At 59.4% G+C, this 23,152-nt stretch carries 22 protein-coding genes and 1 pseudogene; 11 read left to right on the top strand and 12 right to left on the bottom strand.

Annotated elements, in window-relative coordinates; translation table 11 throughout:
- Positions 1-99 precede the first annotated feature (99 nt).
- The 9 genes from feaR to J2Y56_RS13190 all read right to left on the bottom strand — a co-directional run bounded on the left by feaR (position 100) and on the right by J2Y56_RS13190 (position 8,068).
- Complete coding sequence (gene feaR / locus J2Y56_RS13230; protein WP_007945337.1) at positions 100-1,017, bottom strand: transcriptional regulator FeaR; 918 nt, start codon at positions 1,015-1,017, stop codon at positions 100-102.
- Between the two features lie 152 nt (positions 1,018-1,169).
- Positions 1,170-2,120: a PDR/VanB family oxidoreductase gene (locus tag J2Y56_RS13225; protein WP_007945339.1), complete on the bottom strand. Its 951-nt coding sequence runs from the start codon at positions 2,118-2,120 to the stop codon at positions 1,170-1,172.
- Between the two features lie 214 nt (positions 2,121-2,334).
- Positions 2,335-3,075 carry an SDR family oxidoreductase gene (locus J2Y56_RS13220; protein ID WP_310335076.1) on the bottom strand — a complete coding sequence of 247 codons (741 nt, stop codon included), beginning with the start codon at positions 3,073-3,075 and terminating at the stop codon, positions 2,335-2,337.
- An 11-nt stretch (positions 3,076-3,086) separates the two neighbouring features.
- Positions 3,087-3,587 carry an aromatic-ring-hydroxylating dioxygenase subunit beta gene (locus J2Y56_RS13215; protein WP_007945341.1) on the bottom strand — a complete coding sequence of 167 codons (501 nt, stop codon included), beginning with the start codon at positions 3,585-3,587 and terminating at the stop codon, positions 3,087-3,089.
- Positions 3,584-4,867 (bottom strand): Rieske 2Fe-2S domain-containing protein, encoded by a 1,284-nt coding sequence (locus tag J2Y56_RS13210; protein ID WP_007945343.1) that lies wholly within the window; start codon positions 4,865-4,867, stop codon positions 3,584-3,586. Before J2Y56_RS13210 ends, J2Y56_RS13215 begins: the two co-directional genes overlap by 4 nt.
- A gap of 20 nt (positions 4,868-4,887) precedes the next feature.
- Complete coding sequence (locus J2Y56_RS13205; protein ID WP_007945346.1) at positions 4,888-6,036, bottom strand: amidase; 1,149 nt, start codon at positions 6,034-6,036, stop codon at positions 4,888-4,890.
- A complete protein-coding gene (locus J2Y56_RS13200) occupies positions 6,033-6,503 on the bottom strand; it encodes a nuclear transport factor 2 family protein (protein WP_007945347.1) in 471 nt (156 codons plus the stop codon). The genes J2Y56_RS13205 and J2Y56_RS13200 overlap by 4 nt, the downstream gene beginning before the upstream one ends.
- A gap of 3 nt (positions 6,504-6,506) precedes the next feature.
- A complete protein-coding gene (locus J2Y56_RS13195) occupies positions 6,507-6,878 on the bottom strand; it encodes a hypothetical protein (protein ID WP_007945348.1) in 372 nt (123 codons plus the stop codon).
- Between the two features lie 26 nt (positions 6,879-6,904).
- Positions 6,905-8,068, bottom strand: a complete 1,164-nt coding sequence (locus J2Y56_RS13190) for an acyl-CoA dehydrogenase family protein (protein WP_007945349.1) — start codon at positions 8,066-8,068, stop codon at positions 6,905-6,907.
- Positions 8,069-8,309: 241 nt separating this feature from the next.
- Here J2Y56_RS13190 and J2Y56_RS13185 point away from each other — a divergent pair, with 241 nt between their 5' ends.
- Positions 8,310-9,791, top strand: coding sequence for an ATP-binding protein (locus J2Y56_RS13185; RefSeq protein WP_007945351.1), 1,482 nt, complete (start codon positions 8,310-8,312; stop codon positions 9,789-9,791).
- Between the two features lie 362 nt (positions 9,792-10,153).
- Here J2Y56_RS13185 and J2Y56_RS13180 read toward each other — a convergent pair whose 3' ends face one another.
- Together J2Y56_RS13180 and J2Y56_RS13175 are read right to left on the bottom strand one after the other, a co-directional pair.
- Complete coding sequence (locus J2Y56_RS13180; protein WP_238543947.1) at positions 10,154-10,918, bottom strand: hypothetical protein; 765 nt, start codon at positions 10,916-10,918, stop codon at positions 10,154-10,156.
- A gap of 50 nt (positions 10,919-10,968) precedes the next feature.
- Positions 10,969-11,391: a hypothetical protein gene (locus J2Y56_RS13175; RefSeq protein ID WP_007945353.1), complete on the bottom strand. Its 423-nt coding sequence runs from the start codon at positions 11,389-11,391 to the stop codon at positions 10,969-10,971.
- Between the two features lie 657 nt (positions 11,392-12,048).
- On the opposite strand from J2Y56_RS13175, the gene J2Y56_RS13170 reads away from it, so the two are divergent.
- The 9 genes and pseudogenes from J2Y56_RS13170 (at position 12,049) to J2Y56_RS13130 (ending at position 19,305) form a co-directional block, all read left to right on the top strand.
- Positions 12,049-12,411, top strand: coding sequence for a DUF6124 family protein (locus J2Y56_RS13170; RefSeq protein ID WP_007945354.1), 363 nt, complete (start codon positions 12,049-12,051; stop codon positions 12,409-12,411).
- A 50-nt stretch (positions 12,412-12,461) separates the two neighbouring features.
- A pseudogene (locus tag J2Y56_RS13165) lies at positions 12,462-12,617 on the top strand (two-component sensor histidine kinase); the annotation flags it as partial.
- Between the two features lie 365 nt (positions 12,618-12,982).
- Positions 12,983-14,131: an amine dehydrogenase large subunit gene (locus J2Y56_RS13160; RefSeq protein WP_007945356.1), complete on the top strand. Its 1,149-nt coding sequence runs from the start codon at positions 12,983-12,985 to the stop codon at positions 14,129-14,131.
- Between the two features lie 13 nt (positions 14,132-14,144).
- A complete protein-coding gene (locus tag J2Y56_RS13155; protein WP_007945357.1) occupies positions 14,145-14,684 on the top strand; it encodes a MauE/DoxX family redox-associated membrane protein in 540 nt (179 codons plus the stop codon).
- A gap of 3 nt (positions 14,685-14,687) precedes the next feature.
- Positions 14,688-15,308, top strand: coding sequence for a methylamine dehydrogenase accessory protein MauD (gene mauD, locus J2Y56_RS13150; RefSeq protein WP_007945358.1), 621 nt, complete (start codon positions 14,688-14,690; stop codon positions 15,306-15,308).
- Positions 15,309-15,327: 19 nt separating this feature from the next.
- A complete protein-coding gene (locus tag J2Y56_RS13145; protein ID WP_007945359.1) occupies positions 15,328-15,849 on the top strand; it encodes a methylamine dehydrogenase light chain in 522 nt (173 codons plus the stop codon).
- A gap of 226 nt (positions 15,850-16,075) precedes the next feature.
- Entirely contained in the window at positions 16,076-16,597 is a 522-nt protein-coding gene (locus J2Y56_RS13140; RefSeq protein ID WP_007945360.1) for a hypothetical protein, read from the top strand.
- Between the two features lie 176 nt (positions 16,598-16,773).
- The gene (locus J2Y56_RS13135) at positions 16,774-17,355 is read left to right on the top strand and encodes a hypothetical protein (RefSeq protein ID WP_007945361.1); all 582 of its coding nucleotides are present in this window, start codon (positions 16,774-16,776) and stop codon (positions 17,353-17,355) included.
- Positions 17,356-17,634: 279 nt separating this feature from the next.
- Entirely contained in the window at positions 17,635-19,305 is a 1,671-nt protein-coding gene (locus J2Y56_RS13130; RefSeq protein WP_007945362.1) for an MFS transporter, read from the top strand.
- 194 nt (positions 19,306-19,499) lie between these two features.
- Here J2Y56_RS13130 and J2Y56_RS13125 read toward each other — a convergent pair whose 3' ends face one another.
- Entirely contained in the window at positions 19,500-20,513 is a 1,014-nt protein-coding gene (locus J2Y56_RS13125) for a GlxA family transcriptional regulator (RefSeq protein ID WP_007945363.1), read from the bottom strand.
- 233 nt (positions 20,514-20,746) lie between these two features.
- On the opposite strand from J2Y56_RS13125, the gene tynA reads away from it, so the two are divergent.
- Positions 20,747-23,035, top strand: a complete 2,289-nt coding sequence (gene tynA, locus J2Y56_RS13120) for a primary-amine oxidase (protein ID WP_007945364.1) — start codon at positions 20,747-20,749, stop codon at positions 23,033-23,035.
- Positions 23,036-23,152: the final 117 nt, after the last annotated feature.

Below are 23,152 nucleotides of genomic sequence, written 5' to 3'. Positions count from 1 at the left end.
TCATCAGGCCGCCTTCGCGAGCAGGCTCGCTCCCACACTGGAACTGTGTACGCAGGACTAATGTGGGAGCGAGCCTGCTCGCGAAGAACGATGACTCGGTCAGTGGCTATAGCGCTTGCGGTACTCACCCGGCGACACGCCGAAGCGTGATTTGAACGCCGAGGAAAAGTAGCTGGAATCCGAGAACCCCCAGGCGTAGCACAGGGCCGAGAGCTTCTGCTCGACGTCGCAGCGGCGCAGGTTTTCGGCGCAGAAGTCCAGGCGACGATGCTTGATGTATTGCGCCACCACCAGGCCACGCTTGGAAAACATCCGGTACAGACCGCGCACCGACATGCCCACCTCTCGGGCAATCAGCTCGGGGCACAGCTCTTCGTCACTGATGTGCTCGTCGATGTAGGCGATGGTTTTGCGAAATTGCCGCTCGTGGGCATCCACCCCGGCATCGCGCGCGCTGATCCCCGGCAACAACAGACTGACCAAGGCGTCGAGCACGGCTTCGCTTTCCTGCATCTCCAGCCCTTCCTGACGCTGGGTCTCCAGCACCATGTGGTTGGCGAGGGTGGCCAACGGTGTGCTGGCCGCAATGCGCGTGGCGCAGTTGACGGCGTTGAAGTGCGAACCGCGCTGTACCACCTGACGCGGCAGGATCAGCGACAACTGGCGGGAATCTTCGTTATAGGTCATGTCACTGGGACGGCAGGCGTCGATCAGCGCGATGTCACCACAGCCCAGCTGGGCGCGGTTGTCGCCCTGTTCGAGTTGCGAACTGCCGCGCAGTTGAAACACCGCGTAGTAGTGGCCGTCGCTGCTGGTGCTGACGTCTTTGCTGGTGCGATACAGATGCACATGGGCCATGTCGACCACACTGAGGTTGATCGCGCCGTTGCGAAATTCTGCCAGTTCACCGTAAAAATTCGCGTCCAATGCGCGGGCATCGAAGCGCCCACAGGCCTGATTGACCTGGCTTAACCAACTTTCGAATGCAGTGTTGCGCACCGTCGAAGTAGTACTCATGACCGCAGGGCCTCACGTCAGTTTTATTGTTATTTTTCGACCGCTTCGCCGAGCGGTTCGATGAATAGCGGGTAGTGACCGTCGCCTCCTTAGACGGTCGTGGGGCGCCGATTTAATCGACTCCCACGCAATGTTTCCAGGGGTTTTACCAGTTAAAGGTCCAATACCAGACGAGCGGAAAGCGCTCGCGAAACGCAGGCGCAAATTTGCTTGTTGCCCGCCTTCTCTTTGTTCGACAAACAGTTGTCGCGGTGTTCCGGAACCCCGTCCAGTACGTCGACGATGCAGGTGCCGCAGATGCCTTCACGGCATTCAGTGTCGATGTCGCAGCCGTGGGCCTGTAGCACGTCGACCAGACTGGTATTGGCCGGGACCTGAAGCACCACGCCGGAGCTGGACAGTTCCACTTCAAAACCACCACTCGGGCCAGCATTGGCGGCGGGATCGGCCTGGAAATGCTCCAGGTGAATCGCGTCTTCACTGCGGCTGCGGGCGGCCACTTCGACCACTTTGTTCATGAACGGCGCGGGACCGCAGGTGTAGACGTGGGCGGCGCTGCCGGCCTGATCCAGGCTTTGGGTCAATGCCGCGTCCATGTCAGCCGGCTCGACACCGTAATGGAACTGCACATGATCGGCAAAGGTCGTCGCCAACAGTTCGGAAAAAGCCGCGTACTCCGGCGAACGAGCGAAGTAATGCAAGCGATACGGCTGGCCACTTTCCGCCAGTCGATAGGCCATGCTCAGCAGCGGCGTGACGCCGATGCCGGCGGCGAACAGCACATGTTCGCTGGCGCTCGGGTCGAGGCGAAACAGGTTGCGCGGGGCACCCATCTCCAGCTCCATGCCCTCTTCCACCTGCTCATGCAGTGCCAGCGAACCACCGCGCGACTGCGCTTCTTTCTTCACCGCCACCAGATAGGCGCGGCGATCCTGCGGCGGACTGCACAGCGAATACTGGCGGGTCACGCCGGTCGGCCCGGTCAGGTCGACATGCGCTCCCGGTTCATAACTGTCGAGCGGCTGACCGTCACTGCGCACGAGGCGAAAGGAACGGATATCCAGCGCTTCGTCGACGATCCTTTCGATCCTCACTTTCATCATTGCATCACCTGAAATACGGTTGATTTTGTTAAATGAGCAGCCTGTAGCAGCTGTCGAGCAGCGCGAGGCTGCGTTCGGCTGCGTAGCAGCCGTCAATCCTGAATACGCGGTCCTCCTGGAGGACCGCAGTGTCTGATTTCACGACTGCTTTGCATTCGAACGCAGCCTCGCGCTGCTCGACAGCTGCTACATGAGCTGCGTTGAACGCTTTTTTTCAGCGCATGAACAACCCGCCGTTGATGTCCCAGCACGCGCCCGTCACCGAGGCGGCGTGTTCGGCGATCAGCAGCAACACGCTGTCGGCGATGTACTCCGGGGCGCCGAGGGTGCCGGCCGGGATCATCTTCAGAATCTGCTCCAGACGCTCCGGGGCCACGGTTTCGCGCACGATCGGCAAGTCCAGCGGACCCGGCGAGATGCTGTTGACCGTCACGCCTTGCGGCGCCAGTTCACGGGCGAAGACCTTGGTCAGCGTCGCCACGCCGCCCTTGGCCGCCGCGTAGTGCGCGCCGGTGGCCGTGCCGCCGTTCTGGCCGGCGAGCGAGGCGATGTTGACGATGCGACCAAAGCCGCGCTCGGCAAAGTGCGCGCCGAACACCTGGCAGGCGACGAACGTGCCGCGCAGGTTGATCGCCATCGACTCGTCGAACTCCTCGGGCGTGATGTCCATCAGCGCCGCCACTTTCGATTGGCCGGCATTGTTCACCAGAATGTCGGTACCGCCCCAACGCTCGGCGAGCAGGTCGCGGGCCCGGACAAAATCGGCCTTGTTACGCACATCCAGCTCGATGGCGACGGCAGTCGCGCCGCTGCCATCGAGTTCCGCCGCCAACTGTTGCACGCCATCGAGGCGCACATCAGCGAGAGCGACGCGATAGCCCGCCGCGTGCAAGCGACGGGCGATGCATTCGCCGAGACCACGCGAAGCGCCGGTTACAAGAGCTACTCGGTTCATGGTGGTGGCCCTCACAGCAGGAAGCCGAGCGCGTTCAGGCAGTCGGTGGAGTTGATCAGGCGCACAACCTTGCGTTCCAGCTTCGCCACACCGTCGACAAAGCGAATGCGGTGGTTGAGGTCGGCCACGAATGGCGTGTGCACGCCGCGCTTGTAGGCATATAGCACTTGCGCGGAATTGACTTCAACGAGGTCGCCGGCAGCTTCCACCAGACTGAAACGCGAGACCGTGCGGACGGTTTTTGCCGCGTCCACCGCCGACGGCGCGAAGCCGGCGGACAGGCGTTCAATGCGCAAGTCACGCATGCGCGCATCGTCGTAGGCGTAGTTGAGCGTGGCTTCAAAGTCTTCGGTGTCCGGGTCGATCGGCACGATGTACTTGCCGTTCTCGCTCCACAAGGTCGCCCATTCGGCATAGTTCTTGTGGTCGAGCAGTTCGGCTTCGCGCCAGATGAATTCGATGGCCTGAGCCAACGGACCGGAAAAACCGTTCAGGGTGTCTTGATTGCTCATTGGCTCATCATCCTCTTCCACATGTCATAGGCACCGCGCATGCCGCCCTCGTCGGTGGCGTGGGACACCTTGTCGCCGTTCTCGGCGGTGATTTCGCGATTAAGGCCGCGATTGACCAGGATTGGCGCGTCGACGCCGGCGTACGAGCCGCGCTGCACACGGTCCCACGCCTCGGCATCATCCGGGGTGCCGAAACCGAACGGGCCCTGGAAGTGTTCGTGAACGCGCATGCGTTCGCGGTTGGCGATTTCCGGGCCGCCGTCCATGCCGAGGGCGACATGGCGGATCTCGGTTTCGGTGACCGAGACCGGGCGCAGCACGCGGAAGAACGACATCGACATCGCCACGTTCGGGAACAGGTTCAGGTTGAACCCGGCGCCGTGCAGCGAACGTACGATGCGGCGCACTTGATCCGCCGGCATGGTTTTCGACAGTTCTTCGGTGACGTGGGCGAAGCGCTCTTGCAGCTGTTCAGTGCCGTCGTCGTGATCGAGATCGACGTGCTCCGGCACCATCACCATCACGCTGTGGCCATTGCCCAGGGAGTGGGTGACCGCTTGTTCGTCGGTCATGAACGAGAGCATTTCCGAGGTTTCTTCATCCACCGACGACATGAACGACTTGTGCACGATCGGGAAGTGATAACCGTCGGTGGTGTTTTCCAGCTGGATCTTCCAGTTGCCCTTGAAGCTGAACTTGTGCTCGCCCTGGGTCTTGATCGGGTAACCGGCGCCCTGCTTCATGAACAGGTCCATCCAGTGCTTGGCACCGCCGAGGAAGTCTTCCAGCGGTTCAATCTCGTCGTTGTAGCTGGCGAAGACCATGCCGGCGTAGCTTTCCACGCGCAGGCTGGTCAGCGGCAATTCAGACTTTTCCAGAATGCCTTCGTAGCCGTCCGGGTATGGCAGCGCACGCAGTTTGCCGTCCAGGCCATACGACCAGCTGTGGTACGGGCAGGTGAAACCGGTGGCGTTGCCTTTGTGCTTCTCGCACACGGTGGCGCCACGGTGGCGGCAGCGGTTTTCCAGGACGTTGATGTTGTTCTTCTTGTCGCGAACAACGATCACCGGACGACGGCCGATGGTGGCGGTCTTGAAGTCGCCGCTATTGCGCACTTCGCTTTCGTGGGCCACCCACACCCAGGTGCGGTAGAAAATCTTGTCCAGCTCGGCTTCGAACAGGGCTGGATCGTTGTACAGCGAGACGTCGACGCGGTCGTGACTGACCAGTTCGTCGGGGCTTTTCGATGATGCGATCAGCCGGTATTCATGAGTGCTCATGCGGTTCTCCTCATGGCTTTTTATGACTTGTTTTTAGGGGTAGGCCGTTCACCGGCCATGCTCTGTTGCAGCTGCGCACCAAAGGCGCAAACCAATTCGTCCTGATCTTTACGGCCGACAATCTGCAGGCCGACCTTCAGCCCGCCGCAATCCAGTTCCACCGGCACCGTCAGCGCCGGATGGCCGCTGAGGTTGAAAGGGCGTACCAGCGGGGTCATGCCGGCCACGGCTTTGCTCGCGCTGCGGGCTTCGATCAGCGTTGGCGGCAGGCTCGGCATCGTCGGCAACAGCAGCACGGCGAACTGCTCCAGCGCCGCGTCCACTTGCTGACTGAAGCGCTCGCGGACTTTCTCCGCTTGCGCCAGGTCGGCGGCGCTGGTGCGGCTGGCGGCCAGCAGGCGTTGCTCGACATCCGCACCGATCAAGCCTTTGCCGGTGAGGTGGCCGAACGCCGCCCAGTTTTCAAAATTGATCACGGTCAAACCGGCAGCGAACGCCGCTTCAAATTCGCTCAGGCGTAGAGTGCTGCGACGCCAGCCGGCGCGGTCGGCGGCAGCGCCGAGGCTCGCTTGCAAATGCGGATCGCAGTCGACTTCGAGGAAGCCGACAGAGGCATTGCTTGACGGCAAACCTTGAACCTGAAAACCAGGGCAGATCACTTGCATCGCGGCGATCAGGTCCGCCATGTCGGCGGCGAACGGTCCGACGCAATCGAGGCTGGACTCCGCCGGATGCGCACCGACCCGGCTGACGCGGCCGTAAGTCGGTTTCAACCCGGCAATGCCGCAGCACGCCGCCGGCACCCGCACCGAGCCACCGGTGTCAGTGCCAATGGCGATGTCCGCCAAACCGCCCGCAACTGCAGCGGCCGAACCGCTGGAGGAACCGCCCGGAACGCGATCCGGCGCTTGCGGGTTGATCGGTGTGCCGGTCCAGTCGTTGATGCCGGTAACGCCAAACGCCAACTCGTGCATGTTGGTCTTGCCAACTATCTGCCAGCCAGCGTCGAGGATTGCGTCAACGACATCGGCGTTGCGGGTAGCCGGCGCCGCATCGGCAAACGCGCGGCTGCCGGAACGGGTCGCATGCCCGGCAATGTCGATGGAGTCTTTGATCGCGACCCGTTTGCCGCTGCCACCGATCAAGAATTCGCTGATAAACGTGCTCATGCGCCCAACCCCGTGTTGAACAAGCGTTGCGTGCGGAAATGCTCGATCAGCCAGACGCCGTCGACACAGCGGAAATCGATGTTCAGGCGAGTGCCAAACAGTTCGCTGTGGCCATCGGCGTAGGTGGAAATCTGCTGCATGATCCACTGCCCCTGGGCCTTGCTGCCGTCGACCGTGATCGACTCGCTGGTGAGGAAATGCAGGTTCAGGCGAAAGTGCTCCGAGGGCGGCAAGTAGCCGCCAACAAACGCCGCCACCGCATCACGTCCGTGATGCTGGCCGAAGGTCTGTGCAGTCTGAGTGCCGATACCTTCCCAGATGGCATCGACGCAGAACAGCTCAGCCAATTCGCGGACATAAGTCGGCGCCCTCGGCACATCACACAGGTCCATGTAGCGCGCCATCAAGCGGCGCACCTGGCTCTCCCCTTCCAGCGTTTCAAGCCGCTGCAGCAAGGCCTCGTTCATGGCTTAAACCTTGGCTGCATCAGGAATGGTCAGTGGGCGACCGATACGCGCTTCGACCTTGGCGTAGCGCCACAGGCTGTATTCGTTCACCGGCGTGGTGCGGAACAGGTTGCAGGCGTCGATCACCGATTGGTGGCAGTCGACGTCGGCCATGATGTAAACGGTCCACGGCGAAGTGGTGGACGGGCCGACCATCAGGCGGTCATCGTCCATCGCGCCGAGCACGGTGATGCCGGGCATGGCACCGAGCGAGCCCATCATCTGGCTGAAGCCTTTCCACACGCTCAGGCCTTCGCCGGTCGGCAGGTCGAAAAAGTTCTGGGTGATGCCGATGCAGAAGACGACGCGCAATGGCTCTTGAGTGGTCTGGGTCATGGGGTTTGATCCTTGAAAGAGTGGGTTCAGATGTAGCCAGGGAATGGCGGTACGCCGAGGAACACCGAACCGGCGCCGTCGTACAGGCCTTCGCTGAGGAATGCGTGCTGGGTGACCACCAGCGAATCGCGCAGGTAGCGTTGCAGCGGGTGGCGCAGGTAGATCGCGGTGGTGCCGGCGAGGCTGTAAGCGCTCTGCACCACGGCCGCACCGGCCTGGGACACGTGAATCGCAGACAGACGCAACAGGCTGGTTTGCTCAGGCGTGACCGGGTTGCCGGCCAGGATCGAGTTCCACACCTGCTCGGTCGCGTTGTAGAAGAAGCCACGGGCGGCGGCCAGTTGCGCTTCGGCCTTGGCGATTTCGATGCGCACGTAAGCGCGGTCGGCCATTTTCGGTGCGCCGGTAATGCCGCTGCCGGCGGCCATGCGGCTCACTTCATCAAGCGCAGCGCGAGCCAGACCGAGGTTGACCACGGCCAGCACTTGCGCGGCGTAGGCAATCGACGGGTAGCGGAACAGCGGCTCATCGATGGTCGCGGCACCGCCACGGATGAACGTCCAGCGCTCTTCGACGTGTTTGTCGGTGACGCGCAGGTCGTGGCTGCCAGTGCCTTTGAGGCCGACCACGTCCCAGTTTTCAATAATGTCGACCTGATCCGCGCGGAACACGGCGGTACGAGGCTTGCCACCGGCCGCGCCGATGCCGACACCGAGCAGGTCCGCACCTTTGCAGCCGCTGGCGAATTTCCAGGTGCCGTTGACCTGCCAGCCACCATCGACCGCTTCAGCAGGCTGCAACGGGAACAGGCCACCGGCGAATACCAGATCAGGGCTGTCGGCGTAAATTTCAGCCAGGGTTTCTGGCGGCAAAGCGGCGAGGTAAACGCCGGCACTGCCGAAGCTGGCAACCCAACCGGCGGAACCGTCGGCTTCGGAGATACGTTCGATCATCTGCAGGAATAGCGCTGGCGCCAGTGCATCACCACCGAAGCATTTCGGCGTGGCGGCGCGGTAGATGCCCACCTGCTTGAAGCGTTCGATCATGTCCCGTGGCACGTGGGACCCGGCGTCGAATTCTTCGCGACGTTGGCGCACTTCATCCAGCACCCGCTGAAATTCCTGGCTATGGACGCTGGTGTCGTCGACGCTTGGCAGAGGGTCTTTCTGCGCGGTAGCTGAACGCAGCATGGGCGTGTTCTCCGTTGAATTGTTATTAGACGGAGCCTGCCTCGGGGCGGGACGACCGTTGATGGGTTCAGTGTAAAAACCGTATCCGCTCGCCACTATTGGGGCGTGTAGCCCCCCGACTAAAGAAAACCCCTAGCCCGCCCCCGGTTACCTCTGAGCGCATCGCCAGGCGCAAGCCGGTATAAAACGCCATACTTCGACTTCATCTGTAGTCGACCCCTCTGCCGCCAAGGGCTGCGCGATGTATCTGCCAAAACCGAACGACTTCTACGCCCTGATCGAAGCCATGCCGTTGTGCATCATTCTTCACGACGCCCACAGCAAAGAAATCCTGTGGGCCAACGCCGCCGCCCTGACGGCGCTGGGCTTTACCCTGGAAGAACTGACGCCGCTCAAGGCCCCGGACATGACCCGCAATGCGCCGCAGTACCGACGCTCGGTCGGCCTGCGTTGGCTGGAAGGCGCGGCGCGCACCGGCCAGCGCGCCATCGAGTGGTGTTATCGCTCCAAGCAAGGCGTGGAAATCCTCTCGGAAGCGGTGGCGACACTGGTGCACCTGGACGGTCGCGATGTATTGATGGTGCAGTTCCGCGACATCTCCAAAGAAGACAAGGTCAAGCGCGACCTCAAGCGCTTCGAAAGCCGCCTCAAAGCCTTTATGCAGGACCTGGCCGAAGGCGTTGCGGTGCTCGGGCCCCAGGGCGATATCCGCTTTATCAGCTCATCCGCCGCGCAACTGCTCAACAGCGAAGATCAGCCGCTGATTGGCGAAAACTTCCTCGACTGGTGCGACGAAACTTCACGCCTGCGCCTGCTGCAACAGATGTCCTGCGAGCAGCCAGAACACGCACCGTTCAGCGTGCACTACCACCTGCAACGGCGTGACGGTGAATGGCGCTGGCACCATGCGACGTGCCGCTACATCGAGATTGAAGACGACCTGGTCGGCTACTTACTGCTGTTCCGCGATGTCACCGAACAGGTGCGCGCCGAAAAAGCCCGACGGGTCAGCGAGCAAAAACTGGAATACCTGGCCCGCTACAACGCCATGGGCGAAATGGCCGTGGCCATTGCCCATGAGCTGAGTCAGCCGCTGGCGGCCACGCGTAATTTCATTGAAGGCGCGGTGATTCGTTTGGGCAAGGATCAGGGCACTGATCAAGGCGTGGCCTGGGGTTTACAGAACGCTGTGCGGCAAATCGAGCACGCGTCGGTGATTATCAAAAGCGTGCGTGAATACGTGGTCAAGCTGGAGCAATCCGAAGAGCTGATCGACCTCAACGAGCTGCTGCGTGAAACCCGATACTTCATCAGCCTGCGGGCCGACCCGAGCCGGATCGAGGTCGAGATCATCACCAGCCCCGAACCGTTGCTGATCAGTTGCGAGAAAGTACTGATTGGCCAGGTCATCCTCAACCTGGCGTTTAATGCCATCGAAGAGATGGCCGATTTACCGCCAGATCGACGTGTGCTGCGTATACACGCGAGCCGTGATGATCAGGTTGCCTTGGTGCGGGTTGAAGATCGCGGACGCGGTATTCAGGCGCTGGAGCAGGACAAACTGTTCGACGGGTTTTTCTCGTCCAAGGTCAGCGGCAACGGCATCGGCCTGGCGCTGTGCAAAAACATCATCGGCCGCCATCGCGGGGATATCTGGGCGCAGAACCTGGAGCCTTGTGGGGCTGTTTTTACCTTCTCTCTTCCTCTCGCAAATCCCGTCTGACGCTCGAAGTCCTCCGATTCTTTAGACGACACAAAACCTATGTTGAGGATCAGTTGGCCAGGTACAACAAACAATCTTGGGATTGCTTAAGTCTTAAAGGAAGCGGAGCAAGGGCTAATGTGTACGGGATTTGCTCGTAACCATGCGCAATGATAGAATCGCCCCGTCATCTACGCTCCAGGCCGTCCGGTTCGCTGAATCCAACACGTTGGACACCGATCTGGCAAGTGTGGTCCCAGTAGCTAGGAAAGCTCCGAAACAAGTGTTTCAGTGCAGTGATCCTTTCTATTGACGCAGCGGGTGGAAGATTGCGATAGGTGCATAAAAGCGGAAATCAATTAATTGGTTTCCGCTTTTTTTTGCTAGTAATAATCGTTCATGAACATGTTCAAATGTGTCGTTTTCGTCACATCCTTCCACTCGCAATGGCAATTGGGGAACGAGCCTTTGATTGATGGGTGTTTTCCCGGACCTCGCGTGACGTTGAAGTGCCGCTGAATATCAGCAACTCTTCGACCAAATCGAAATGTGAAATTCAGTTCGCAAGAGAGCGCGTGCGGAGCTCCGGTGGCAGGAAGACTGTGATGCTCTGTACCATATTCGAAGTGTTTGTCATCATCGTCGATGAAGTAGCGCGTCGAGTAGCTAGACTTGCGCCTAGGTTTTCGCCGTTGCTTAAGCAGTACAAACAACGCCTTGGTCTCTTCAACGAAGGTCGGAGCTTGGGTGCGTAAACGCACGAGCTCAACCAAATCACGCCACTCCGTGGCATCGAAATTTCGTTCCGGCAACAATGACGCCTGCTGATTTTGACCGTTCAATACTTCAATGCAAAACGCTGAGAATGTGCTGAGCAGGCTATTAACCTTCTGGACCAGATAGCTCTCGGCATTTTCTACTCGAGACGGTATTCCCACACGATGTATAAAGAGCGCTGTGCGGGTAAATTCCAGGCATGCGCCGCAACGGTCATCTCCTATCACAAGCAGCGCATCACTCGTGCTGGATTTACTGTGAAAATAGCGTTCTAGGTTTGGCTCCCGGTTGAGATCAGGCGCTCCCAAGTCCAAGGTCAAAATCCCTCCTGGAAAATTCGAAGGCGCAGTGATCTTATTACGAAGCTTCACGAACTCACGTCGCAGAAATTCATTCGCTGTGGCTAGTCCGATAAACACTCTCATCGTTGTTTGAAAAGCTTCGCAAGCACAGACACAGGAATGGTGATCTTCTCCAGATCCTCTGCATCCAGCTTGCTCAGGATATTCAACAAAGCGATTGCGTCATTTGGCACAGGGGCGATGTCTGAAAGTGCGGTTTCCTGTGCTGGCTCAGAATCAGCTTCAAATTCGTAGTTGACGTCTGGTGGCACCAAGCCAATTTTTGCTCGATGAACCGGATGCGTAATCACTTTATAGCTAGCGGCATCGGACGTTCGCTCCACAAAAGATTTCAGGGTCTCCTTACCCAGCACTGCCCGGTAATCCACCTGTTGATTAGCAAGGATTGCAGGTAGGTTGCTTAACAATAGCGGCCGTTGATTGGCAACCCAGTATTCTCGGGTAACGCCCAGCAGAGTTGTTACAAACGGTGTGAGTTCCATGTCTTCTTCCTTAAAAAATCAGTCGTCCAAGATACAGCCGATTACCCGGGAGTTGCACCCCATTCAGGTCGCCTGTACTCCAAAACCAAGAAACCGCAACGCCTTAGCATGGGACCATGGATAGGCTGCACGTGTCGGATCAGCCCGATGCGCGCTGCCGCTGGTAACCGATCCGGCATCCTTCTGCAAAACTTCTATTAAAAAACACCACGTCACCTCGCTCACCCAGAAGTGTTTCAAGCGGACAAGGGTGCAGCCGCGCCCGCAAAACACACTGAATAATGTCGGACGTTTCATCTATTTTTTTGAAATCTTTCACGAGTTTAACTGTGCATGTTTAAAGACACTCGGTGTTACGCCCCGAAGGCTACAAGACCTTGCGCCGTTACCTACGGTTCAGACAGAATCCGCCGGCTTGTACGCCTGTGGTCCGGGCCTTATCGTTGCCCTGTCACTGAATATCAGTGATCGGGTTTGGTAGCCCGGTTTCGTATCACGGCGTATTGCGTCACCTTTTATGGTGGTCATGCGTGGGGTCCTTTCGAGGGCGCCGGGAACTGATACGACCGGTCTACCAACCCGCGTATGGCCGCCACCTTTCGTTTGGTAGCGAGTGTGATGGCTCCTTTCAAATAAACTCGTATCAGGAGTTTGATTATGTTCAAAGTGACACCCAACCCACCGGACACCGATCCGGCCTCCCCATCCGAATCCATCGATTCAAAAAAACTCCACGACGACGCCGAGCGCGCGCTCAATTTCTATCTCAACCCGGCGGCGCTCATGAACAACACCCCTCGTAAACCCAGCACCATTTTTATGATTGCCCCAGACGTCGACCATGAAACCTTGCTGGTTCAAACCTGTGAAAACCTGGCATCAGCCAGTGTCATGGCCAGCAACGTGGCGGCGTTGGTAGAGGGCACCCATCGAAGTACCGTGCTGGCGCTGCAGCAGGTCATCATGCTGGGGGAGCTGGCGGTGAATCGAATGCTGGATAACTTCGTTCCACCAAGGTAATCAGCGCAAGACGTTGGCGGTGGAGCTTGCTCCTTCGCCAACGGTTGAACGGTAAATTTTTCTCCTCCACGGTCAGCGGCAACGGTATCAGCCTGGCACTGTGCAAAAACTTCATCGGCCGCCATCGCGGGGATATCCGGGCGCAAAACCTGGAACCTTGTGGTGCTGTGTTCAGCTTCTCCCTTCCCCCCGAAAATCCCACCTGACAGTCCCCCACTGACCTGTAGCAGCTGCCGAAGGCTCGGGCCGCGTTCGGACGTCCGGCTGCGCAGCAGTCGTAAACCCTGCTGACACGGTCCTTCTGACACACCGCGCGTACTGGTTTTACGTCTGCTTCGCAGCGGACGCAGCCTTCGGCAGCTGCTACCTGAGCGCGTTCTCCGAGGTTGATCGATCGGGTTTTGAATTGCGCTTTGCAGTGTTTCAGCCCATCTCCCACGACTGGCACAGACACACAAACACTTGGCAGCCACAGCAATTCTCTGCGTTTCCCGGCGAGGCAGAATCGAACTGTAAAAATCTGCCCAAGCACCCGCGATCTGCGTGAATAACAATTCAGGGAGTTCCCCTAATGCGAACCAACAGGATCAACGTACAGTCAGCGCTAGGTCTGAGCCTGCTTGTACTCGGCTTGAACAGCGCCCGTGCGGACCTGCCGGCTGACACCATCGGCCAGACCGTTTTGGCCTTTCCACCGGAAGCCCATCGGGCGTATATCGTCGACGTCGAATTCGATAGTTTCGTGGTGGGCCGTGTCACCGTGGTCGACCCCGACAACAAACGCATCCTTGGCATGATGCCGACCGGTTTTGCCGCGCCGTCAACGCTGAGCCGCGATAAAAAGACCCTCTACAGCGCCGACATTTACTACTCGCGTGGCACTCGCGGCACGGTTACCGATGTGCTGACCGCGTGGGACACCTCTACTCTGGCGCCGGCCTGGGAAGTCGTGATTCCACCCAAGCGTGCCGAGTCGCTGACCCAACGCTATGGCTTGAATACCAGTGGCGATGACCGCTTCGTCTACGTTTACAACTTCACGCCGTCGACCTCGGTGACCGTGGTCGACACGCAAGCCAAGTCCGTCGCCGCCGAACTGGCGATTCCGGGTTGCGTGCTCAACTACCCGATCGGCAACCGCCGCTTCGCCTCGCTGTGTGGCGATGGCAGCTTGCAGGTGATCACCCTGAACGACCAGGGCCAGGAAACTGCGCGCAGCCGCACGCCGTTCTTCGACCCGAACGCCGAGAAGCTCGTAGAGCGCGCGGTGAACGTCGGCGATACCTACTACTTCACCACCACGACCGGCACCGTTCGTGCGGTGGATTTCTCTGGCGATGCGCCGAAGATCCTGCCGTCGTGGTCGTTGACCACCGACGAGGAAAAGAAAGCCGGCTGGGCACCGGGTGGCTGGCAGTTGATGGCCGTGGCGCCGAAGCTCGACCGCTTGTACGTGCTGATGCACGACGGGCATGAAGCGATGAAGTGGGAAGACCCGAGCCCGCTGATCTGGGCGTACGACCTCAAGACCCACAAGAAAGTGGCGACACTGGAAGCGCCGGCGCCGGTGTGGAGCCTGCAAGCGACGAGCGACGACAAACCGCTGTTGCTGGGCGCCGATGTCGAGGGCGGCTTGCAGATTTTCGATCTGAAAACCAACAAGCACACGGGCAGCATGCCGAAAGTCGCCAAAACCGCGACTCAGGTCATGAGCCACTAAACGAGGTTCGGCCATGCACTTAGATCCGATCTTCATCATCGCCAGCGCCCTCACCATTGCGGTGTTGCTGGCCAGTGCCGCGACGCACAAGGTGCGCGCGCCGGCACGGTTTGCCAAGCAATTGGCGGACTACCAACTGTTGCCTGACGTATTGGTGCGCCCGGTCGCTCGTGTGATTCCAGTGGTAGAGCTGGTGATCGCGTTTGCGCTGCTGGTGCCGGTCAGCCGGTATTGGGCAGCCTTGACGGCGGCCAGCCTGATCGCGCTCTACGCCGCAGCCATTGGCATCAACCTGTGGCGCGGTCGTCGCGACATCGACTGCGGCTGTGCCGGCCCGGACCAGGCGCAACCGCTGCGTCCGGTCCTGCTGTTGCGTAACAGCGTGCTGGTGGGCGTGGCGCTGTTGGCCAGCGTGCTGCCGATGGCCCGCGACCTGGTTTTTTTTGATGGCTTCGTCACCGTTGCCGCCAGCGCCGTTGCGCTGCTTTTGTACGCCGCAGCCGATGGCTTGCTGGCGAACTCCCCTCTTCTGCTCAAACTGATTGGTAGGTGATCAATGGAAGGCTTAATCGTTTCCAACGTGTTGCTCTGGATTCTGCTCGCGGCCGTGGCGTTTGCCGTCATGGGCCTGGTACGTCAGATTGGTGTTTTGCATGGTCGCCTGGCTCCGGCCGGGGCGCTGATGATGGACAAAGGCGTGGCGGTCAACGAAGCCGCACCGCAAGTCACCGCATCCGACCGTAACGGTCGCCCGGTGAACTTCGGTTATGCCGGCGAAAAGAACCAGCTGCTGTTCTTCCTCTCGCCGACCTGCCCGATCTGCAAATCGCTGTTGCCGGCGATCAAGTCCATCGCCAAGGAACAGGCTGATCGCCTGGACGTGGTGTTCATCAGCGACGGCGACATGGACGCCCAACAAAAGCTGATCCGCGAACACAAACTCGAAGACGCCACCTACGTGGTCGGGCCGGAAGTCGGCATGACCTACCAGATCGGCAAGCTGCCCTACGCCGCGCTGATCGACAAAACCGGCACCTTGCGCGCCAAAGGCCTGGTCAATTCCCGCGAGCACCTGGACAGCCTGTTCGAAGTCGAGCACCTGAAAAAGGCCACGTTGCAGGAATACCTCAACAGCCAGCCGCATGCACATGACCACAGCCACGGCCATAGCCACTGATTAAGGCAGGGAGACTTTTATGAAACTGCTGGATCTGTTGTTCGAGCGCTCGACCCGTCGAGTGGCCGACACCACCTCACGCCGCAAACTGCTGTCGCGCATGGGTTCCTTGATGGTCGCCGGTGCCGCTTTGCCGCTGCTGTTGCCACTGGACCGCACCAGCAAAGCCCTGGCCGCGGACAACCCGAAGGCCGGTGACCCGGGTGATCCGAACACCTGCGACTACTGGCGCTACTGCTCCATCGACGGCTTTCTGTGCAGCTGCTGCGGCGGGTCGGTGACGTCGTGCCCACCGGGCACCGAAAGTTCGCAAGTCACCTGGATCGGCACTTGCCGCAACCCGGCCGACGGCAAGGACTACATCATTTCCTATAACGACTGCTGCGGTAAGCAAAGCTGTGCCCAGTGCGCCTGCACCCGTAACGACAGTGAAGAACCGGCTTATCGCCCGTTCAACAACAACGATGTGAATTGGTGCCTGGCCGCCAAATCGCACATCTATCACTGCACCGTTTCGGTTATCCGAGGCGTCGCCATTTAACGCGCATTGCCGCCGGTTGCTCATGCAATCGGCGGATTTTTTTTGCCCCAAACGCGATCCCCGTAGCAGCTGGCGAAGCCTGCGTCCGGCTGCAAAGCAGTCGTAAAACCAGTACACGCGGTGTATCAGAAAGACCGTGTAAGCCGGGTTTACGACTGCTGCGCAGCCGGACGCAGGCTTCGCCAGCTGCTACACACAGCGTGTTTTTACCGTGGAGGTGCTTGTCATGCGTAGGTTGCTATTGCTCGGCCTGGTTTGCGTCTTTGCCGCCCCGCTCGCCTATGCCCGGGCCATTCCCGACCCGGCGCAGCGGCATGCGCCGGGCAATGAAGAACTGCAAAAACCCATCGATCAGGCCGGTTACAGCGTTGGCGTGAATTACCAGCTGCAATGCGCCGGCTGCCATCTGGGCAACGGCATGGGCTCGGCCGCCAATGACACGCCCCGGCTCACCGGGTTTGTCGGTAACTTCCTCAAGGTCCCTGGCGGTCGCGAATTTCTGGTGCGTGTGCCCGGCATGTCGCAATCGGCGCTGAACAACGCGCAGCTGGCTGACCTGCTTAACTGGTTGATACGCAAAGACGGCCTGGCGGGTAAAAGCACCCCTGTCGATTACCAGCCTTACAGCGCTGAAGAAGTGGCTGAATTGCGACACGTGACTATGCTCAATTTGCCGGGTACCCGGGCAGCGTTGATCAAGGCAATGCGTGCACAAGGCATCGCGATTGAAGATGGCATGAGTGACTGATCAGACAAGCGCCGCAAGGGGACACCACTGCAAATACGTGTCATTTTCAACATTATCTACATTTTTTTTCGCGGTCGGACCTCAGACGGCTACCAATCTTCTAGACTCACCGAAACAGGGGGAACCACGCTCCACGCGTTTTTCCATACGCTGATAAAAAACAAGGAAAAAATACCTTGAAAGCTTCGATCATCATCGTTGCGGGCAGCGTGCTGTTTTCAATGGCGGCTTCAGCCACCGGGGTTATTCCGGTCTTCGACCTGGATTTCACAAGGTCAGCGGATCAAACGCTGAAAAAACTCAACATCACTGACGGTTGCATTGTTGATGCTCCGGACCCCGTCTCGTTCACTTATTGCCGGGAAGGCTCGACAACGCTCTGGAAGTATCAGGTGCTGGAACTGCAACAACAGCCAGCGATCCACACGGCTACACCGCAGTCCCAGATGGGCCATGGACAAATCAGCGTTGTGGAACTCAATAGCCCGGCCTGTGCTGACGAAACCGAGCATCATGCAAAACCTGCCATTTCCTGCATGGCCGTACTCAGTCTGCTCGCGCTGTTTCTGCTGATGGGTTTGCGATACACCTACACGGTCGTCCGCCAACACCAAAGCAAACGTTCGGCGTCTTCGATTCCTCCATGGCAGCCAACGACCGAGCATGTGCCTGAACACCATGCCATGGCAAAGGCGTTGGGCGCGTTTTTTGGCGCCGCTGTGATGATGATGGTGTATTGCAGCGTCTGCGTTTTTTAATCCCGACTTTCCACTGAACATGCAAGTTTCCGGTTTTTTTAGCGCACTTATGTGTCCGGTCGACCGCTGCATTTCATCGGCTAGAGTTTGAAGCGTGATGGCGAGTGGATATCTGCGCGAAGGTGATTATGCTTCATCTATCCCAGCACACCTGCGAGGCCGCCCGCTGCGTCCCTGATTCGTGCAATTTGCAATCCGATGGCATCAGCCCCATGGCCTGGGTGCGGCAACTGATGAGAGGTACTCCGGCCTATAACAAGAGCAAAACGGAGAACACTCATGGCCGTAATCGACAGTACAACCACGGGTAGCACGCCCAAACGCGGGATCACCAAGGAAGAGCGCAAGGTCATTTTCGCCTCGTCCCTGGGCACCGTATTCGAATGGTACGACTTCTACCTTTACGGCTCCCTGGCCGCCATCATCGCCAAGCACTTCTTCGCGGGCGTCAACGAGACCACGGCGTTCATCTTCGCCCTGCTCGCCTTCGCCGCAGGCTTCGCCGTACGGCCGTTCGGCGCCATCGTATTTGGCCGGTTGGGCGACATGATCGGGCGCAAGCACACCTTCCTCATCACCATTGTCATCATGGGTATTTCCACCGCCATCGTCGGCTTTCTACCCGGCTATGCCACCATCGGCGTGGCGGCACCGGTCATCCTGATCAGCCTGCGCCTGCTGCAAGGCCTGGCCCTGGGAGGTGAATACGGCGGCGCGGCGACGTACGTGGCCGAACACGCCCCACCCGGCAAGCGTGGTTACTTCACCTCGTGGATCCAGACCACCGCGACCCTCGGTCTGTTTATGTCGCTGTTGGTGATTCTTGCCTGCCGCACCTTGCTCGGCACCGAAGCGTTCGAGGCGTGGGGCTGGCGGATTCCGTTCCTGCTGTCGATCCTGTTGCTGATCGTCTCGGTGTACATCCGCCTGCAACTCAGCGAGTCGCCGGTGTTCAAGAAAATGAAGGAAGAAGGCAAGGCGTCCAAGGCACCGCTGACCGAATCCTTCGCCCGCTGGGACAACCTGAAAATCGTGATCATGGCGTTGCTTGGCGGTACGGCGGGTCAGGCCGTGGTCTGGTACACCGGGCAGTTTTATGCGCTGTTTTTCCTCCTGCAAATGCTCAAGATCGACGCGCAAACCGCCAACCTGTTGATTGCCGGTTCGCTGCTGATCGGCACGCCATTCTTCGTCATCTTCGGCAGCCTGTCTGACCGCATTGGCCGCAAGGGCATCATCATGGCCGGCTGCATCCTCGCGGCGCTGACCTACTTCCCGATCTTCCATGCGTTGACCCAGTACGGTAACCCCGACGTGTTCGTGGCACAGGAGAAAAACCCGGTCACCGTAATCGCCGATCCGGCCCAGTGCTCGTTCCAGTTCGACCCGGTGGGCAAGGCCCGATTCACCAGCTCCTGCGACCTGGCCAAGAGCGTGCTGGCGAAGAAAGCGATTCCTTACAAAAACGAGAAGGCCGAACCGGGCACCGTCGCGCAGGTTCGCATCGGTGACAAAGTGATCCAGAGCTTCGAGGGCACCAGCCTGCCGGCCGCTGAATTCAAGACCACCAACGACGCCTTCGTCGCCACCCTCGGCACCGCCCTCAAGGAGGCCGGCTACCCCGAGAAGGCCGACCCGGCGAAGACCAACTACCCGATGGTGTTGCTGTTGCTGACCATCCTGGTGATCTACGTGACCATGGTCTACGGCCCCATCGCCGCGTGGCTGGTGGAACTGTTCCCGGCGCGCATCCGCTACACCTCGATGTCGCTGCCGTATCACATCGGCAATGGCTGGTTCGGCGGGTTCCTGCCGACAGTGGCCTTCGCCATGGTCGCGGCCACGGGGGATATCTATTACGGGCTGTGGTACCCGATCGTGATCGCGGTGATGACGGCGATTCTTGGCACGTTCTTCCTGCCGGAAACCAAGGATCGGCAGATCGCCTGAGACGGACAGCGGCCCTCTCCTGCCGAGGGAGAGGGCGGTGTTGAACACCGCAATCCCTGTGGGAGCGAGCCTGCTCGCGATGGCGGATTGTCAGGCAGCGCAAGTGTTGACTGTGCCACCGCCATCGCGAGCAGGCTCGCTCCCACAGGTTTTGCGTCTTGACTAATCGGCATTAGGGAGAGGGCATGCCTGTTTTATTTGACCAGCCGGGTTTCCTTGGACGGCCGGTAGCCGAAATACGAGCTATAGCATTTGCTGAAATGGCTCGGTGAAACAAAACCGCAGGCCACCAGCACGTCCACCTGGGACAATTCGGTATGCTGCAGGAGTCGACGCGCCTCGGTGATTCGCAGTTCCAGGTAATAGCGTTGTGGCGTGGTGCCCAGTTGTTCCTTGAACAGGCGTTCGAGCTGCCGACGTGAACGGCCGGCGTAGACCGCCAGTTGCTCCAGCTCCAGCGGTTCTTCAAGGTTGGCGTGCATCAGCTTGACCACCTCGCGCAATGGCGCGCTGACACAGATGTTTTCCGCCGGTTTGATGCGCCGGTAGCGTGACTCTTCAAACGCCAGGATGTCCTCGATCCCCTCGACGAGGGCTTTACCGTGCAGTTCTTTGATCCAGTCCAGTGCCATGTGAAAGGCCCCCGAAGGACTGGACGCGGTGAGCCGGTCGCGGTCAATCACATAGGGCTCGCTGGTGACATGCGCCGCTTTGGAAACCTCCGCCAGTGCGGGACGATGCTCCGGGTGAATGGCGCATCGATAGCCATCCAGCACGCCAGCGCTGCCCAAAAACCACGCGCCATTCCACAGTCCGGCCAGGGTGACGCCCCGCTCTGCCGCCGTTCTCAACAGGTGGATGAACTCATCGGCGGCCTTCAGCTCTGTGCGATAGCCGCCACACACGACCAACAGGTCCAGTTGCTGAATCGCCAACGTATCGAACCGTGCATCCGGCCGGATTACCAGGCCCAGGTCACTGACCACCTCGCCGTCGTTCAAGCCCAACGTTCGGGAAGCGAACAAACCGGGTCGCAGCAGATTTGCGGTAACAATCGTGTCCAGTGCCTGCGTGAATGCAGGCAGCGAGAAGTGCTCCAGCAGCAAAAAACCCGTGCGCGTTACCGGCGCAGGCTTGTCAGCAGGCTCGTTTAAATAGCGGAGGTTTTTACCCTTCATCCCACCGCTGAATTGCCGTCGTTCGATCAATGTCCGACCCACTCGATTACGTTAACTACAAAAGCCAAAACCAGCGGGTTCATTATGCGTCAGATCAGGCGCGCCGGACGCTGGCCGACGCCAAGTTGTTTATTTTTGGATTAACCTTGGTCAACGATCATTTAGGCACGCAGCAACAGGAATCTGGCAGGATTTCACAAGAAGCCATTTGTTGGCTGTTGCACAGTGTGGTGTGCTGTCACCGGTTTCCAAGGAACTCAGAAATGTTCACGTCCATTGCCTCGTTAAAAAGAAAACCTCTCGCCCGACTCGCGCTGGCCATCACCCTGGGCACCTTCGGTTTGCCAGGCTGGATGTCCACCGCACAGGCCCATGGCGGGGCCGCCGAAATGGTGCCTTTGCAGTCGACCCTTGAGGAATTCGGGGCCACGGTCAAATGGGACAGTTACGCCAACCTGTTCGTCATTGCCAAGGACGGGGTTTACCTCAAGGTCAAACCGGACAGCAAAGTCGCCATGCTCAATGGCAAGCCCATGCAGCTGGCGGTCCCGGTGGTGTTCAAACACAAAACCGCCTACATGCCCAAGGACTTCATCAATCAGGTGTTCCAGTCCGGCCTGGACAAAACCTTCGTCGTCGAAACCCGCCCTAACCCGCTCAACCCGTTGAGCGCGGACGAAATCAAGGCGGCGGTGGATGTCGTCAAGCAGTCTGAACACTACCAACCCGGTTTTCGATTCACCGAAGTCTCGGTCAATGCGCCGCCCAAGGATCAGGTCTGGAATTTCGCCTTGACCGGTCAGAACGTCACCCAGCCGCGCCAGGCCAACATCGTGGTGCTGGATGGCAAGCATGTGATTGAAGCCCTGGTCGATCTCGACACCAAGGCGCTCAAGTCCTGGAAACCGGTCGAAGGTGCGCATGGCATGCTGCTGCTGGACGATTTCGCCACCGTGCAATCGGCCGTGGAAACCAGCTCCGAGTATGCGCAGGCCCTGGCCAAGCGCGGCATCACCGATGTAAAAAAGGTGGTGGCCACGCCGCTGACCGTCGGCTACTTCGACGGCAAGGACGGACTGGCGCAGGACAAACGGCTGCTGAAAATCGTCAGTTACCTCAATACCGGTGACGGCAACTACTGGGCGCACCCGATCGAGGGCCTGGTGGCGATTGTCGACCTTGAGCAAAAGAAGCTGATCAAGATCGAAGACGCAGCCCTGATCCCGGTGCCGATGAAGCCGACGCCGTATGACGGCCGTGACCGCAAGGGCGTGCAGGTCAAGCCGCTGGAAATCATCGAGCCGGAGGGGAAAAACTACACCATCACCGGCAACAGCATTCACTGGCAGAACTGGGACTTCCATGTTCGCCTCGATTCGCGGGTCGGCCCGATCCTGTCCACCGTCACCTATGACGACAAGGGCAAGAAACGCAAAATCATGTACGAAGGCTCGCTGGGCGGGATGATCGTGCCTTACGGCGACCCGGATGCCGGCTGGTACTTCAAGGCTTACCTGGATTCAGGCGAATACGGCATGGGCACCCTGACGTCGCCGATTGCCCGCGGCAAAGACGCCCCGGAAAACGCCGTGCTGCTCGACGCCACGATTGCCGACTACACCGGCGCGCCGACGTCGATTCCTCGTGCCATGGCGGTGTTCGAACGCTACGCCGGCCCGGAATACAAACACCAGGAAATGGGCCAGCCCAACCTCAGCACCGAGCGCCGTGAGCTCGTGGTGCGGTGGATCAGCACCGTCGGCAACTACGACTACATCGTCGATTGGGTCTTCCAGCAAAACGGCACCATCGGCATCGATGCCGGCGCCACCGGTATCGAAGCGGTCAAGGGCGTGCAGTCCAAAACCATGCACGAAGCCACGGCCAAGGAAGACACGCGCTACGGCACCCTGCTGGACCACAACATCGTCGGCACCACGCACCAGCACATCTACAACTTCCGCCTGGACATGGACGTGGACGGTGAAACCAACTCGCTGGTTGAAGTGAACCCGGTTGTACTGCCGAACGACCGAGGCGGCCCGCGTACCAGCACGATGCAGACCGAGCACAACGTGGTCACCACCGAGCAGCAGGGCGCACAGAAATTCGACCCTTCGACCGTTCGCCTTTTGACCAACTTCAGCAAGGAAAACAAAGTCGGCAACCCGGTTTCCTATCAGCTGATTCCGTATGCCGGCGGCACGCATCCGGTGGCCAAGGGCGCGAACTTCGGCAAGGATGAATGGCTCTTTCACCGCCTCAGCTTCATGGACAAGCAGCTGTGGGTGACGCGCTATAACCCGGAAGAAAAGTACCCGGAAGGCAAATTCCCGAACCGTTCGGACAAAGACACCGGGCTTGGGCAGTTCACTGCGGATAACCAGTCGATTGAAAATGCCGACGACGTGGTCTGGCTGACCACCGGCACCACGCACATCGCGCGCGCCGAGGAGTGGCCGATCATGCCGACCGAATGGGTGCATGTGCTGTTGAAGCCGTGGAATTTCTTTGATGAAACACCGACGTTGAACCTCAGCGTCACGCAATAACCACACAAAACCTGCGGAAGAACCTGTGGGAGCGAGCCTGCTCGCGATGGCGGAGTGTCAGACAACATCAATTTATCTGACCCACCGCCATCGCGAGCAGGCTCGCTCCCACAGTAG

The sequence above is a fragment of the Pseudomonas sp. BE134 genome (genome assembly GCF_031456105.1).
Lineage (GTDB): Bacteria > Pseudomonadota > Gammaproteobacteria > Pseudomonadales > Pseudomonadaceae > Aquipseudomonas.
Note: the sequence above shows the minus strand (reverse complement) of the source record. Positions and strands in the feature narration are given on the sequence as shown.

Excerpts from the sequence above, each read along its gene's own strand:
- J2Y56_RS13220 (WP_310335076.1), bottom strand. The coding sequence starts at position 3,075 with ATGAACCGAGTAGCTCTTGTAACCGGCGCTTCGCGTGGTCTCGGCGAA.
- J2Y56_RS13130 (WP_007945362.1), top strand. The coding sequence starts at position 17,635 with ATGGCCGTAATCGACAGTACAACCACGGGTAGCACGCCCAAACGCGGG.
- J2Y56_RS13205 (WP_007945346.1), bottom strand. The coding sequence starts at position 6,036 with ATGAGCACGTTTATCAGCGAATTCTTGATCGGTGGCAGCGGCAAACGG.
- J2Y56_RS13215 (WP_007945341.1), bottom strand. The coding sequence starts at position 3,587 with ATGAGCAATCAAGACACCCTGAACGGTTTTTCCGGTCCGTTGGCTCAG.
- feaR (WP_007945337.1), bottom strand. The coding sequence starts at position 1,017 with ATGAGTACTACTTCGACGGTGCGCAACACTGCATTCGAAAGTTGGTTA.
- J2Y56_RS13185 (WP_007945351.1), top strand. The coding sequence starts at position 8,310 with ATGTATCTGCCAAAACCGAACGACTTCTACGCCCTGATCGAAGCCATG.
- J2Y56_RS13225 (WP_007945339.1), bottom strand. The coding sequence starts at position 2,120 with ATGATGAAAGTGAGGATCGAAAGGATCGTCGACGAAGCGCTGGATATC.
- J2Y56_RS13170 (WP_007945354.1), top strand. The coding sequence starts at position 12,049 with ATGTTCAAAGTGACACCCAACCCACCGGACACCGATCCGGCCTCCCCA.
- J2Y56_RS13195 (WP_007945348.1), bottom strand. The coding sequence starts at position 6,878 with ATGACCCAGACCACTCAAGAGCCATTGCGCGTCGTCTTCTGCATCGGC.
- J2Y56_RS13175 (WP_007945353.1), bottom strand. The coding sequence starts at position 11,391 with ATGGAACTCACACCGTTTGTAACAACTCTGCTGGGCGTTACCCGAGAA.
- J2Y56_RS13190 (WP_007945349.1), bottom strand. The coding sequence starts at position 8,068 with ATGCTGCGTTCAGCTACCGCGCAGAAAGACCCTCTGCCAAGCGTCGAC.
- J2Y56_RS13210 (WP_007945343.1), bottom strand. The coding sequence starts at position 4,867 with ATGAGCACTCATGAATACCGGCTGATCGCATCATCGAAAAGCCCCGAC.
- tynA (WP_007945364.1), top strand. The coding sequence starts at position 20,747 with ATGTTCACGTCCATTGCCTCGTTAAAAAGAAAACCTCTCGCCCGACTC.
- J2Y56_RS13155 (WP_007945357.1), top strand. The coding sequence starts at position 14,145 with ATGCACTTAGATCCGATCTTCATCATCGCCAGCGCCCTCACCATTGCG.
- mauD (WP_007945358.1), top strand. The coding sequence starts at position 14,688 with ATGGAAGGCTTAATCGTTTCCAACGTGTTGCTCTGGATTCTGCTCGCG.
- J2Y56_RS13145 (WP_007945359.1), top strand. The coding sequence starts at position 15,328 with ATGAAACTGCTGGATCTGTTGTTCGAGCGCTCGACCCGTCGAGTGGCC.
- J2Y56_RS13160 (WP_007945356.1), top strand. The coding sequence starts at position 12,983 with ATGCGAACCAACAGGATCAACGTACAGTCAGCGCTAGGTCTGAGCCTG.
- J2Y56_RS13200 (WP_007945347.1), bottom strand. The coding sequence starts at position 6,503 with ATGAACGAGGCCTTGCTGCAGCGGCTTGAAACGCTGGAAGGGGAGAGC.
- J2Y56_RS13140 (WP_007945360.1), top strand. The coding sequence starts at position 16,076 with ATGCGTAGGTTGCTATTGCTCGGCCTGGTTTGCGTCTTTGCCGCCCCG.